The following is a 13,636-nucleotide window of genomic DNA, read 5'->3' on the forward strand; positions in this document are numbered from 1 at the left end:
GCGTATCCTGGCTCGCTTCTCAGCCACCCAGGATGCTGCACCAACCTATTGTGGGTTTCTTACCCCGGGTAGGACACGTCCGAAGCGAAGTCTTCCAGAACCCGCCAAGTGTTACCCACCCGGTTGTGTAATTCATCGAGGGTTCCTGCGTAGACCGGGCGGCGCTCCCCCACGCCTACCGCCAGGTTCACCATGCCCAGTAGTGGCGAGAACTGTTCGCTGCCGCCGGAGAAGGTCAGTAATTCGGCGCGTACCGATTCATTGCGTCCCAGCTGCGCGACCACCACCGACTCATCCGAGTTCCACAGTGCAGTGTTTACCGGAACGCTGGGGAAAATCTCCATCGGGCGATCACTCAAACCACGCGGCACGCCTTCGGTATCGCGCACCACTCCGGCGACCACAACACGGTCTCGTTCACCGTTGTCAAACACCATGAGGGCGCGTGAACCATCGCGAGATATGCGCAGTGATTTCACTTCCGCACCTTCCAGCCAGGAAACGGCAATCGGTCGGGTTTCTCCCGAGACGGCCGGATCGGCAGGTGCGACGATCAGTGAGGTTTCTGCCGCGTTATCGACCGTCCAGGTCCACCCCGCCACATCCATGGAGGGCCGTAATAGCTCACTACCTTGGGCCAGCACACTGACCTGACCGCGTTCATCCACTCCCAGAAGCTGGGTTCTGTCTCCGTTCAGGAAGGTGAATCGGTTGCCCACCGGGGCCATCGCGGGGGCTTGGGGCTGATATTCGCCCAAATTAGGCACTCCACCAACCGGAATAATGCTCAGCCCACGAATATAAACCAGTTCGTCCTCTACCAGCCCCACCAAGGTATCCGGGGTGCTGGGGTTGATTTGTGGTTCAGCATAGTCCGCCGCCACCGGACCAATAACTACCTCAGTTTCCGCGGATTGCATCTGCACGCGCTCCACGGAGGTCAGTTCGGCTAAGGAAGCCGAGAGTTGACGCTGCATCAGCTGTTTAGCCAGATCAGTGCTGTCCTCAAAGGTTTCCGGGTTCAGATCCACCGTAGCCGTCCCATCCTTAATCGGCACCGCGGAGCGGATCAAGGAGCTGGCTGGGGAGAACGCGGAGACCACAGCGTTTTGTAGATATGGGGCCGGGCCGTCCAGCAGTGCTTCTACGATCGAGGTCGCAGCCCCACTTCGCGATGAGAACCAACGGGTGTCCGGGACCAAATAGTTGTAGCTGGTGTCATAGAAGTACAGGGAACGGGGTGCGAAAATCCGATCGAAATAGCTGCTTTCGAGCATGATTCCGTCCGGGGCCGAGGAGACCCGCCATTCCCCGTCAACCTCGGTCAGTTCAATATCGACAGCGCGAGTGGAATGTGGTGGGTACTGGGTACGGATTCCATTTTCATCCACCTCGGCGGTGATCTCTAATTGGATGGTGTAACGGTTTTCATTGTCAGCGCCGATGATCGAACTGGCATCATAGACCAGGGTTCGGGTGGTGCCCTTCCATTCGTTTTTCAGCACCGGTGTCATGAACTCGCGAGCCACCGCGTAGTCCTGAGCCAAGGAGATCCCAGCTTCCATGAAGCCTTCGACAATGCTGCGCGGGCTAGCTCCCTCGGCGGGCCCCAGCGCCGAAAAACTATAATCCTGCGGTTCACCGTTATCAGCTTGGGTGTCGATCTGTTGCACCGGGGAGCTGCGCGGAATGGACGCGCAGCCACTGACCAGCAGAACACCGGCGAGCAGCAACAGCAGGACTCTCACGAGTTTAGGAGCCATCGGCTTTGCCACCCCCGGAGTTCGTATCGATTTGTGTGGTCGGGTCCGCAATGTCGTCCTCTAGCGGGTCATCCAGTAATAGCGGCACGAACCCAATCTTTGGCAATTCACCGGTCAGCGGGAAGTGCTCAGGCAAGCTGGCACCGCTCAGGTCGGGGACAATGCTTGGCTCCAGGGGTAGTGGGGAGCTAGTCATCGTGTCACCTGGAGTACGTGGCAGGGTCAACCGGAAATTCGTACCTACTCCGGGTTCACCCCAAACTTCCAACCGTCCGCCGTGCAGCGCGGTATCTTCCTTGGCAATCGCCAACCCCAGGCCAGAACCTCCGGTGGTGCGTTTCCGGGCCGGGTCGGCACGCCAGAAACGATCAAAGACGTGAGCTTGTGCTTCGGCGTTGATACCAATACCGTGATCGCGTACCGAAACCGCTACGGTGTCCTCATCCTGAGCCAGGGAAATATCAATCGGATTACCTTCACCGTGCTCGGCCGCATTGAGCACCAAGTTGCGCAGGATCCGTTCGACCCGCCGCGGGTCAATTTCGGCTACGCAGTCATCCCCACTGATATTTAGCCGCAAGATGGAGCCGTATTCATCGGCCACCGGAGTGGCTGTGTCGATCACTTTACGCACGATCACACCCAAATCGGTAGATTCTCGATCCAGCACCGCCACGCCCGCGTCAAAGCGGGAGACTTCTAGCAAGTCATTGAGCAGGTTCTGAAAACGTTCAATCTGGTTGTACATCAGCTCAGCCGAACGGGCGGTCATCGGCTCGAAATCTTCACGGGCGTCATAGATCAGCTCCGCTGCCATGCGCACGGTGGTCAGCGGGGTGCGCAATTCGTGAGACACATCCGAAACAAAGCGTTGTTGCATGGCTGAGAGCTGGTTCAGCTGGGTGATCTGGTCTTGCAGCGATGCGGCCATGTGGTTGAAAGCTGTTCCGAGGCGCGCAACTTCATCCTCCCCGATCACCTTCATCCGCCGGTCGAGGTCACCGGCGGCGATGCGTTCGGAGACATAGGCTGCGTCGGCCACCGGACGCACCACGGTGCGACTCACCGACCAGGTAATCACCCCGACCACCAGCAACAGGATCAAGCCTGTGAGCATCATGGCGCGGTTGATGAACTCTAAGGTGTTCTGCACACTGGAGAGGTCATAGACCAGATAAAGCCCGTAATCGACCCCTGGCGGTAAGAGCACCTGAGTGCCGAATACAATTCCCGGTACTTGATTTGCACCGGAACGAATCTCTACCGATCGCCAGAAAATCCCTGATTCGTTCATCACCCGTTCGGAGAGGTCATCGGGGATGATGCGGCTGGTCAGCTCGCCCGAGGCGGTGGGAGCGACATAAATGTTCTCATCCCCCGGAAAGGGCACCAACACGAAGTCACGCACCACGGTAGCCCCATCGCCCTGCAAACTACTCAAGGTGCTGTTAACCAGCGACTGCGTGGATACCCGGTCGGTGGTGGCCGCTGACTCGAAAATCGATCGGGCTTGCGTCAGTCCCCGTTCGGATTCGTTGGCAATTTGATTGAAACGTTCGGTAAAGAGCGTGTTGGCGATTTGGTTGGACAAGAATGCCCCGGCCGCCAGCAATGCCAGAGAGGTGAAGAGCAGAGTGGAAATCACCGTGCGGTCCATCAGGTGCCGGTTCCAGCGCCGCTTGAGCGAACTCAGCGGCCGCTGCACCCAGTTCTTAACCCGGTAGAAGCGTGGCGCCCGGGGAAGTTGCTGTTGGCGCAGATCGACCGGGACAAGTTCTTTTCCGGTCGTTGCGCGCTGGTTCAACTTGTTGACCCTGCCTTATACCCAACGCCACGGACGGTGAGGATGATCGCCGGTTTCTCCGGATCCTTTTCGATCTTGGAGCGCAGTCGCTGCACGTGGACGTTCACCAACCGAGTGTCGGCGGCATGCCGGTAACCCCACACGGCTTCCAAGAGTTGCTCACGGCTGAACACCTGCCATGGTTTGCGTGCCATGGTCACCAGCAGATCAAATTCCAGTGGGGTCAGTGAAATTACTTCCTCGCCACGGGTGACGCGGTGTCCGGCCACATCAATGTTCACGTCGGCAACACTCAAGGTTTCGGCCGTATGAGTTTCGGCCGGACGCAGTCGGGCGCGGACCCGGGCCACGAGTTCGGCTGGCTTGAACGGCTTGGGCACGTAATCATCGGCGCCGGACTCCAAGCCGCGCACCACATCAGCAGTGTCGGACTTGGCGGTGAGCATAACAACCGGGACATCTGATTCGGCGCGGATTTGCTTACAAACTTCGATTCCGTCGATCCCTGGCAGCATCAGATCCAAGAGCACCAAATCGGGGTTGGCTTCGCGGAAGGCTTCCAATGCGCCGGAGCCTTCATAGCAAAATACCGGTTCAAAACCGTCATTTTGCAACACAATGCCGATCATTTCCGACAGCGCTTCGTCGTCGTCGACGACCAAGATCTTCGCCTTCATTTATCTTCCCCCTGAAACCAGCCTGCCAGCATCGCAGTAGTCTACGCGCAGCAATGGATAAGGTCTTTATCCTTTGTTCCTAAGATACATGAGTAGTCTCTCATTTATCCCGTGCCCACCTGTGTGGGCGTGTGTGTTAGGCATCGACGCGGGTCTGTTCCAGCCCCTGAGCGTAGGCGGTGAGTTGTTGCAAAGATTGCAGCACCTCGCCGGCGCTACTGGCACGAAAATCACCGTGCGGCATCAGCCGCAGCGCGGATAGTTTCTGCAGTGGCAGCCCCAACGTACGCCACGGTTTGAGAATGTCGTTCACGCCCTGCACCACTCCCACTGGACGCTGTCCCGGGGTCAGTGCTTCGAGGTACACCCGGCCACCGGCCTCCACGAGCCCGGCCATGCGTTCCCACTGCTGGTAGTCCATAGCGCGCGGGTTAATGATCAGCCCATCAACCCCGGCCTGCGTCAACAGATCAACCCGTTGCACCCACGCCGGATCGGTGTGCGGCACCGCGCACATCCAGTTCACCGAGTGCTGCGCTTGGACCGCGTCGGTCAATTCCTGTAACGAGCTACGAACTTCACTGCGTGGAATAGATCGCAAGGTGCGGTAACCACTGGCGGTGGGAATCTTCCCGTCGAGCACCAACCCGAGATGGGATTCTTCGAGCTGCACGGTGTAGTACTTTAGCCCGGAGGTACGGGTGAGTCTGCTCAACCAGTCGTTCAGCCCGAGGGTATAGGCCTGAATCACATCGCGTCTGGCGCCGTGGTCACTGATCACCCGTTCCCCATTACTCAAGTAGAGGTTGGCGCTCAGCGTCCAGGGGCCCATCACCGAAAGTTTCAGACGTTCGGCGGGTTTCTTTTCCTCACCCAACACGTCTGCCAGCAGATTTTCATCACTACGCAACAACGCCCGAGCTCGGCGCGCATCGATCCCGTCGGGAACCCCGAGACGCCAGCCATGCGGTTGCAGGTCAAAACCCAGCTCATTGATCAGTGCGGCACTGCGCGCCAAGGGTTCGGCCCAAATTCCGCGTTCAGGTAGTTCTGGGAGCACGGCAAGATGTGGTTCACCCAGTTCCCCGCGCACCACCTTATGCACTTCAAGCAGCTCTTTACCCGCGAAAGCGCTGTGGCAGGTGACGTGAACCGACTGTTCCGCCGGATGCGTGGAGGCTTCCGGGGTTGAATCAGGCATCGTGATGAGTGTCCGAAATATGCTGGTGGTGACGGATCACCTCGGAAATGATGAAGTTCAGGAATTTCTCGGCGAATTCGGGATCTAAGTGCGCTTCACGAGCTAGCCGGCGTAGCCGCTCAATCTGGGATTTCTCCCGATTGGGGTCACTGGGCGGAAGTTTGTGACGGGCTTTAAGATGTCCAACGCGCTGGGTGGCTTTAAAGCGTTCGGCTAGTAGATACACCAGCTGAGCATCAAAATTATCGATGCTACCTCTGATCGAATACAGCTCCTCCAACACGTTTTGTTCAACCTCGCCGTGGAGGGAACTGGAGTGCGGGTCGAAGACCGTGGCCTCGGTATTATTATTCGGCTCGCTCATGGGCCTAGTTTACTTTGTATGAGGTCATAGTCCGCATTAGATGACTTTGGGTCCGGCAACCACGCGTGGGAACCACCTTCTCGAGCGGCGTGTAGCTTTCTGCGCTTTGTTCAAGTCCACGACTCTGCTGCTCCTCACCATGCTAAGACTGGGACCCATCCAAGTGACGCCGATAGGTTGAGCCACTCTCCTTGACCCGGGCTACTTGGTCTACGCATTAATCGCGTCGGGAAAGACAGCCCTCGTCGAATTTTTGTTCAATCGTTCAAGGAAGCGAAGTTAGAAGTTTCAATATCGCCGAGATGTGTACTGCTCTGGTGCTTCGAGGTTTGGTCTGGAACTTTTTAGTAGGTCTAGATGCGGTCCTGCTCAGATACCCAAGACCACGTTGCTACGTCGATGGTGAAATCATTGCCTATAGCATCACTAAGTTTGTCCTTGAGTACCTGTGCCTCAGCTTGGTGCTGCTCGGCTTGGGCTTTCGAAGGCCAACCAGTGACCGGATCAAAATAGTCAAGAAACACCTGGTTCCACTTGCGGAGCTCTTCGACAAGGTTTTGAGGAATCATCGGAAGGTCATCGCCTTCGATGAAATTGTCTGAGCTCGGGATCGAAATCGGAGTAATGTCAGAATATTGAGGGGTAATAACTAGTCGTTGCCTCACGTTCGTAGTCCTCTTCACATTCGTGTTCTCCATCGGAGCGGTGTAGCAAAGCTTGTTGCTTCCCAGCGTAGCGAATCATTTCAGGATGACTGAGAATAGGCTTCGTGGCACAGTTCAGCACATCATCCCAGTTCTCAGTTCCGCCGACGGCGTTAGTCTGATGCTGATGATGTGATCCAAGGCTATCTTTGATGTGTCTGTAACCAGCTGACTTGATCCAACATTTAAGTACGACCGTCCTATCGGTGAAACGACTCTAGTTCCGTGCCTGACAAGAAGTGACATTCCAATTCGAGCTCTTGGGATTCTTGCGTTTGAAACGGTCAACTGCTCCCTAGAGAACTGAGTTGGCAATCTGAATTCCATCCGGTTTAGCCGGCATCTCAGGGATATTCCACTCAACGTTTGGAGCAAGCTGGAATCAGGGACAGCACCAGCCCAGCACGTAAAGCGGCCGCGATATTTTTACCCATCAAGAACATACGAATTTTTTCACTGGCCGGATTTACCAGAAAATTCCTAAGCCATGTTCACTGCTTCCACCTCACTTAGTGGAAACGAGTAATTGGTCAAGTATCTTCGGTTTGCCTCGTCTGACTAGGAATATTACGACCGGTTCAGTCCAAGCCCCTAAACCTAGGTTCCGCCGCCGCGATCGATGCGGATTGAGGAGGCCAGGGCCTTCCCCGCGCCATTGACAGCCTCGGTAGCAGTCTTGCCTTGGCTCACGTCGGCCAGCCTACGCCCGGCCATAGCCTCACGGCCAATCCCCTAAGCTTCGCTTTGTTCAGCTGCGGAAGCGCGAGGCACCGGAGGCATGCTGTCTCGAACGCGGATCAGCCGCGCGCGAGCCATTGCTCGGCGGGTGTTTTCTCGAATGCTCGAGGTAGCAAGTTGCGCCGACACGGTAATCACGTTCCCACAGACGTAGGCGTATCAGTTTCCAAGAACGACTCGAAAAGGCGCTCAATGCGCACGTCGCTGCGGACAACACATCATCAGCGAGAGCGTCCGGCACTGGATTTCCTCTCTTCACAAGCTCATTTCCGCATATATCGCACAGAGGTTGGCTCGCAATTTTTCCTGCCTACATGCCTCCAAAGCATGCATTCGTGGTGTTAGTCCTAGTTGCTATAGCTTGCCGGGCAATCCGGTACCCAAGGTGGGGCATAACCCGAACGTAGGTAATTACACTCTCACTCCTACAGAGCCACGTTGGGCCCGGGAACCTGTGACAGGTTTCCGGGCCCAACGCTGACTTACTTCATCACTACTTGCCGCGCAATTGCTCAATCATGGCGCGACGTTGGGCTTGCTCCTGCGGATCCGGAACCGGGAGCGAGGCGATCAGGCGTTGGGTGTATGGGTCTTGCGGGGTATTGAGTACCGAGCTGCCTAATCCTTCCTCGACCAGTTTGCCGCGCAGTAGCACTCCAACCCAACTGGCGAGCATGTCCACTACAGCCAAGTCATGTGAGATGAAAAGCGACGCGAAACCCAGTTCCTGCTGCAATTCTTTGAACAGCTCCAAAACTTTGGCCTGTACCGAAACGTCCAACGCGCTGGTCGGTTCATCGGCAATCAACAGCTTCGGGTCCAGTGCCAGAGCCCGCGCCAAGGAAGCACGCTGACGCTGCCCACCCGAGAGCTCATGCGGGTAACGTTGCGCGTAGCTGGCAGGTAGCTGCACGGATTCAAGCAGCGCCGTCACCTTGTCGCGGGTTTGTCGCGGATTCAGCTCACGGTGCACGTTCAGCGGCTCGGCCACACATTCACCGATAGTGAGCTGCGGATTGAAACTGGCCGCCGGATCTTGGAAAACGAACCCGATGTCTTGGCGCAATGGTTTAAAACTGCGTTCCTTGAAATCGGCCATTTCGTAGCCCAACACCTGCAATGAGCCCGCGGTCATCCGATTCAACCCGGCAATGGTCCGACCGATCGTGGTCTTGCCCGACCCGGACTCACCCACCAACCCGTAGACTTCCCCGGCATGAATGCTGAAACTGACCCCGTCCACCGCGGTAAACCCGGGCGAGCCTAAGCGTCCGGGGTAATGGATGTTCAGGTCCGTTGCTTGGACTAATACATCGGCCTGGGCGTGTGGGCGTTCATGCAATCCGGCGGACGCACTATTGCGTCCCAAATGGGGTACGGCAGCCAACAGGGACTGAGTGTATGGTTCGCGCGGGTTTTCAAAGAGGTCGCGGGTGTCGGCCTGTTCAACCACCAGTCCTTTGTTCATCACGATCACCCGGTCGGCGATGTCCGCGACCACCCCCATATTGTGGGTGATGATCACGATCGCGGTGCCCAGTTCCTCACGGATGGAACGCAAAAGGGCAAGGATTTCGGCCTGAACGGTCACATCCAATGCGGTGGTCGGCTCATCGGCCACGATCAGTGAAGGCCTTAAGGCTAGAGCTGCAGCAATCACCACACGTTGTTTTTGTCCGCCGGAGAATTGATGCGGGTAGTAATCCACGCGTTTCTCCGGTTCCGGAATGCCCACCTGCGCCATGGCTTCCACCACTCGGGCTCGCGCTTGTTTTTTGCTGATTTTGCTGTGCGCGCGAATCCCTTCCATAATCTGCCAACCCACGGTGTACACGGGGTTCAATGCGGTAGAGGGTTCCTGGAACACCATGGACACATCACGGCCACGCGCAGCACGCAATTGCGCAGCACTGGCTGTGAGCATGTTCTGCCCCTGCAAGTAAACAGCCCCGCGGGAAACTCCATTTTCGGCCATAATACCCAGCGCCGTGCGTGCAGTGACCGACTTCCCAGATCCGGATTCACCCACGATGGCGAGAATTTCTCCAGGTTTTACCGAGAAATCCACACCCCGTACGGCCGGCACGGCCCCGGAATCGGTGACAAAGTCGATATTGAGATCCGAAACTTCAAGGACCTCGGTACCGGTTGTGTTCTGCTGACTCATGCCTGAGCTCCTGTCTGGATCATCCGACGGGCCTTTTTTCGGCTAATTCTGCGCAAACGCGGGTCGTTCAGGTCATTCATCGATTCGCCCACCAAGGTGAGTCCCAACACCGTCATCACGATGGCAAGCCCTGGGAAGAGCCCGGTCCACCAGATCCCACTGGTGGCGTCGCTCATCGCCCGGTTCAGGTCAAAACCCCATTCGGAGGCGGCGGTCGGTTCGATGCCAAATCCCAAGAAGCCCAGACCGGCTAGGGTCAGCAGCGCTTCGGAGGCGTTGAGGGTAAAGATCAGTGGCAGGGTTCGGGTGGCGTTACGCAACAGGTGAGTAAACATCACCCGCCAACTGCTTGCACCGATCACCTGCGCCGATTCCACGAAAGGTTCAGCCTTAAGTCGAATTACTTCGGCGCGGACCACCCGGTAATACTGCGGAATGAAGACCACGGTGATGGAGATGGCCGCAGCCATGATGCCACCCCAAAGCGAGGATTGCCCTTGGGAGATCACGATGGACATGACAATCGCCAGCAGCAGCGAAGGGAAAGCATAGATGGCGTCGTTAATGACCACCATAATCCGATCGAACCAGCCTCCCAGATAACCGGAGACCAGGCCGAGGAACACCCCGAGGAAAATCGACATCAGCACCGCGGCAATAATCACCCAGACTGCGGTTTGAGCACCGTAGACGGTGCGGGAAAAGACGTCGTACCCAGAAACCGTGGTACCCCAAAGGAATTTGTCATCCGGGGCACTTTGTCGTGGGAAAGCACCCTCGGCATCGGAATTCTGGGCGAAGTCGAAGGGAGCAATCAACGGGGCGAAAATCGCGGTCAGCAACAGTATGAGCGTCAACACCAGACCAACGATCAGCATGCCGCGTTGCAGGCCCGAAGACATTCGCAGATGAGAAATAACCGGCAGGCGCAACCACCAAGGAGCACCCACTTTGGCTTCACTTACGGTAGTAGTTTGTACCATTGCTAGAACCTGACTCTCGGGTCAATCAGCGCAGCGACCACGTCAACAATGAAGTTAGTCACCGCCACAATCACAGCCAACAACACCACGATGCCCTGCACCGCGACAAAGTCGCGTGCGGTGAGGTATTCGGCCAGTTTGAAACCCAGCCCTGACCATTCAAAGGTGGTTTCAGTCAGCACCGCGCCACCGAGCAACATCGCGATTTGCAGACCCATCACGGTGATAATGGGGATCAGCGCCGGACGGTACGCGTGCTTGGTCAACAACCGGAATTCGCTTACCCCGCGCGAACGGCCGGCTTCCACGTATTCACGGCCCAAGGTTCCGATGACATTGGTACGCACCAGACGCAGGAACACTCCTCCGGTGAGCAGGCCCAAAGCCACCGCCGGCAGCACCGCATGCTGGGTGACGTCCCAAAACGCATCCATATTCCCACTGCGCAGAGCGTCTAACCAATAGATGCCGCTGGGGCTGTTGAGGTTTGTTAACGCCAGTTCGGTTTGCCATTGGGCTCGGCCAGAAATCGGGAGCCAACCCAGCCAGACACCAAAAATAAGTTTGAGCAGCAAGCCGGCGAAGAACACCGGAGTCGCATACCCTAAGATCGCGAAAATGCGCAGTGCAGCATCGGAGTAGCTATCGCGGAATCGGGCGGCAATCAACCCCAGGGGAATACCAATCAGCAACGCCACCAATACTGCGTTGATGGACAGTTCCAAGGTAGCCGCACCATAGGTGATGAGTACCTCGGTGACTTCCCGGTTATCGCTCATGGTGCGGCCCAGGTCTCCGCGCAGGATCTGGCCGAGGTATTCAAAGTATTGGACCAGTACTGGCCGGTCATAACCGGCTTCGGCGATGCGTTCGGCTAGCTGGTTGGGTGTCAGCCGGCCGCCCAAGGCGGCGGTAATCGGATCCCCGGTCACGCGCATCAGGAAAAAGACCACGGTGATCAGGATAAAAACGGTGGGAAAAATTAGCAGGAAGCGGGTGATCAGGTAACGCAAAAAGCCGCCACCAAGAGTTTTGCGTTTCTTCCGCGGGGCGCTGACGGTGGGTTCTTCCACAGGCAGAGTTATGGACATTCAGATTCCTTCAAAGGATGATTCCGCCGGGTACCGGGCACAGAGCTTGACACACCAAAGGGGCTCACAGTTAGGTTGCCCGCGGTGGGCACAGTGAGCCCCTCAAGGGGTGAGGTACACAGCTAGGCTGGGTGCTTACTTGCTCAAGACGCCAAGGCGGAACTTGAAGGAAGCATCCAAGGTGGAATCCACGCCCTGAACATCCTTCCCGGCAACCGCCACCTGTGCACCCTGCAGCAGTGGCAGGGTGGAGAGATCCTCAGCCACCATGTCCTGCAGCTGGCCAATCATCTCAGCTCGCTTGGCTTCGTCGGCTTCACCGCGCTGTTCGGAAATCAACGCATCAACTTCTGCGTTCTCGTAACCGTTGGAAAGGAAGTTGTCGGTGGCGAAGAATGGTGCCAAGAAGTTATCCGCGTCGGAGTAGTCCGGGAACCAACCCAGCTGGTAAGCAGGATAATCGGTGACTCGTTGCTGCTGGTAGGTGACCCATTCGGTGGATTTCAGATCAACCTCAAATAGGCCATCGGCCTCCAGCTGAGCCTTCACCATGGCGTATTCGTCACCCGAGTTCGGACCGTAGTGGTCCGGGTTGTACTGCAGTGCCAACTTGACCGGTGTTTCGACTCCGGCAGCTTCCAGCAGCTCCTTGGCTGCATCGATGTCCGGGCCCCCATTGTCACCGTACTTTTCCTTCAGCGGCTCGGTGGCTCCGGTGAAGCCCTGCGGAACGAAGGAATACACCGGGGTGTAGGTGTCCTTGTAGACATCGGAAGCGATCGCTTCGCGGTCAACCAGGTTTGCCGCGGCCTGACGGACGGCAAGAGCCTTGGCCGCATCAGCCTCGGCGGTGTCCGCCCCGAATGGCATGGAGTTGAAGTTGAATACGATGTAACGCAACTCGCCACCCGGACCCTTATGGACGGTGAGCTCGTCTTGGGCTTCAAGATCTTCGATATCCGTAGGGGTCAACGAACGCCACGCCACATCAATCATGCCCTGCTGCACTTCCAACTTCATGTTGTTCGCATCGGCGTAGTACTTGATGGCAGCTTGCTCATTAGCTGGTGTGCCCAAGACTCCGTCGTACGCGTCATTGGCGGCGAAGGACACCAGGTTGTTCTTGTTGTACGAATCGATCACGTACTGCCCGCCGAAGGCGTTGGCTGAAACAATTTCCTGATCATCAAGTAGCGCGTCGGCTGGGAAAACTTCGTCATCGACGATGGGGCCGACAGGTGAAGAAAGCACCTGCGGGAAAGTCTGGTCGTTGGCGACCTTCAGGGTAAAGACCACGGTGGTGGCATCCGGGGCCTCGACCGATTCTAGGTTGCCCAGCAGGGTACTTGGACCGTTCGGATCGGCGATGGCCAGCTGGCGATCAAAGCTGTGCTTGACGTCTTTGGAGTCTAGGTCGCTGCCGTTGGCCCACTTCAGGCCTGGCTTGAGCTTGACGGTGAACTCGGTTGGGGAGGTGAACTCCGCGCTTTCGGCCATGTCCGGGAGCGGTTCCGGACTTCCTGGCTCGTTGTTCATGAGGAATGGATAGATCTGGTTCATCACCATAAAGGAACCGTTGTCGTAGGATCCTGCTGGGTCCAGCGAGGTCACCTTGTCGGTGGTACCTAGGGTAATTGCGGTCGTGGCGCTACCGCTCTCGGTGCCGCCTTCAGCATCGTTATTACCCGACGGGCCGGTGCAGGCCGCCAGAGCCAACGTGCTGGCAGCCAAGACAACGGCTGCGCGCGAAAGTCGAGTGAATCTCGGGGTCATTGTTCTTCCTTCTCATTGTGAGCAGCACGATACCACTTGGTGATGGGTATCACGCCCAGTCCACTATACGACAGATCTTTCACATCTCAATATGCGAAACGCTGCCCTCGATCACCGGCTTGTCGGCGCTGGATGAGCAGCAAGCTATTGCAGAACTCACTAGTGGGATGATGCTTTCTGGAAAGAACACAGAACTGGGCGGCAGCGCAACCACCGTGGGCAGAGTCAGGCAATCTCAGCCTCAGCTGCGCTGGTGGTGAGCTCGACGACGTGTTGCCCGGCTATTGGACTGTGGGTGGCTCCCGGGAGGTTAACGCAGTCTGCGCATGAACCCCTGAAAGGTTCATGCGCAGACTGCGTATTTTTATAAA

Annotated in this window: 10 protein-coding genes; all 10 read right to left on the bottom strand. The window is 57.1% G+C overall.

All coding sequences use genetic code 11. From position 1 onward, the window contains the following. Window positions 1-59 precede the first annotated feature (59 nt). The gene (locus tag ACQQZ8_RS09925) at window positions 60-1,763 is read right to left on the bottom strand and encodes an LpqB family beta-propeller domain-containing protein (RefSeq protein ID WP_431709671.1); all 1,704 of its coding nucleotides are present in this window, start codon (window positions 1,761-1,763) and stop codon (window positions 60-62) included. Continuing rightward, window positions 1,753-3,567 carry an MtrAB system histidine kinase MtrB gene (mtrB, locus tag ACQQZ8_RS09930; protein WP_431709672.1) on the bottom strand — a complete coding sequence of 605 codons (1,815 nt, stop codon included), beginning with the start codon at window positions 3,565-3,567 and terminating at the stop codon, window positions 1,753-1,755. Before mtrB ends, ACQQZ8_RS09925 begins: the two co-directional genes overlap by 11 nt. Next, on the bottom strand, window positions 3,564-4,244 hold the full coding sequence (gene mtrA, locus ACQQZ8_RS09935) for an MtrAB system response regulator MtrA (RefSeq protein ID WP_431709673.1): 681 nt from the start codon (window positions 4,242-4,244) through the stop codon (window positions 3,564-3,566). Before mtrA ends, mtrB begins: the two co-directional genes overlap by 4 nt. 136 nt (window positions 4,245-4,380) lie before the next feature. Continuing rightward, entirely contained in the window at window positions 4,381-5,445 is a 1,065-nt protein-coding gene (locus ACQQZ8_RS09940) for a hypothetical protein (protein ID WP_431709674.1), read from the bottom strand. Further along, window positions 5,438-5,809: a chorismate mutase gene (locus ACQQZ8_RS09945; protein WP_431709675.1), complete on the bottom strand. Its 372-nt coding sequence runs from the start codon at window positions 5,807-5,809 to the stop codon at window positions 5,438-5,440. The genes ACQQZ8_RS09940 and ACQQZ8_RS09945 overlap by 8 nt, the downstream gene beginning before the upstream one ends. 353 nt (window positions 5,810-6,162) lie before the next feature. After that, on the bottom strand, window positions 6,163-6,378 hold the full coding sequence (locus ACQQZ8_RS09950; RefSeq protein ID WP_431709676.1) for a hypothetical protein: 216 nt from the start codon (window positions 6,376-6,378) through the stop codon (window positions 6,163-6,165). Between the two features lie 1,366 nt (window positions 6,379-7,744). Beyond that, complete coding sequence (locus tag ACQQZ8_RS09955; protein ID WP_431709677.1) at window positions 7,745-9,418, bottom strand: ABC transporter ATP-binding protein; 1,674 nt, start codon at window positions 9,416-9,418, stop codon at window positions 7,745-7,747. Beyond that, window positions 9,415-10,401 (bottom strand): ABC transporter permease, encoded by a 987-nt coding sequence (locus ACQQZ8_RS09960; protein ID WP_431709678.1) that lies wholly within the window; start codon window positions 10,399-10,401, stop codon window positions 9,415-9,417. Before ACQQZ8_RS09960 ends, ACQQZ8_RS09955 begins: the two co-directional genes overlap by 4 nt. A gap of 2 nt (window positions 10,402-10,403) precedes the next feature. Then, the gene (locus ACQQZ8_RS09965; RefSeq protein ID WP_431709679.1) at window positions 10,404-11,492 is read right to left on the bottom strand and encodes an ABC transporter permease; all 1,089 of its coding nucleotides are present in this window, start codon (window positions 11,490-11,492) and stop codon (window positions 10,404-10,406) included. Window positions 11,493-11,627: 135 nt separating this feature from the next. Next, complete coding sequence (locus ACQQZ8_RS09970) at window positions 11,628-13,265, bottom strand: ABC transporter substrate-binding protein (protein WP_431709680.1); 1,638 nt, start codon at window positions 13,263-13,265, stop codon at window positions 11,628-11,630. Window positions 13,266-13,636 lie beyond the last annotated feature (371 nt).

The organism is Glutamicibacter uratoxydans (genome assembly GCF_050753455.1).
GTDB classification, from domain to species: domain Bacteria; phylum Actinomycetota; class Actinomycetes; order Actinomycetales; family Micrococcaceae; genus Glutamicibacter; species Glutamicibacter uratoxydans_A.

Bases quoted from the DNA above. Each gene is read 5' to 3' on its own strand.
- ACQQZ8_RS09925 (WP_431709671.1), bottom strand. From the start codon at position 1,763: ATGGCTCCTAAACTCGTGAGAGTCCTGCTGTTGCTGCTCGCCGGTGTT.
- mtrA (WP_431709673.1), bottom strand. From the start codon at position 4,244: ATGAAGGCGAAGATCTTGGTCGTCGACGACGACGAAGCGCTGTCGGAA.
- ACQQZ8_RS09940 (WP_431709674.1), bottom strand. From the start codon at position 5,445: ATGCCTGATTCAACCCCGGAAGCCTCCACGCATCCGGCGGAACAGTCG.
- ACQQZ8_RS09945 (WP_431709675.1), bottom strand. From the start codon at position 5,809: ATGAGCGAGCCGAATAATAATACCGAGGCCACGGTCTTCGACCCGCAC.
- ACQQZ8_RS09950 (WP_431709676.1), bottom strand. From the start codon at position 6,378: ATGATTCCTCAAAACCTTGTCGAAGAGCTCCGCAAGTGGAACCAGGTG.
- ACQQZ8_RS09955 (WP_431709677.1), bottom strand. From the start codon at position 9,418: ATGAGTCAGCAGAACACAACCGGTACCGAGGTCCTTGAAGTTTCGGAT.
- ACQQZ8_RS09960 (WP_431709678.1), bottom strand. From the start codon at position 10,401: ATGGTACAAACTACTACCGTAAGTGAAGCCAAAGTGGGTGCTCCTTGG.
- ACQQZ8_RS09965 (WP_431709679.1), bottom strand. From the start codon at position 11,492: ATGTCCATAACTCTGCCTGTGGAAGAACCCACCGTCAGCGCCCCGCGG.
- ACQQZ8_RS09970 (WP_431709680.1), bottom strand. From the start codon at position 13,265: ATGACCCCGAGATTCACTCGACTTTCGCGCGCAGCCGTTGTCTTGGCT.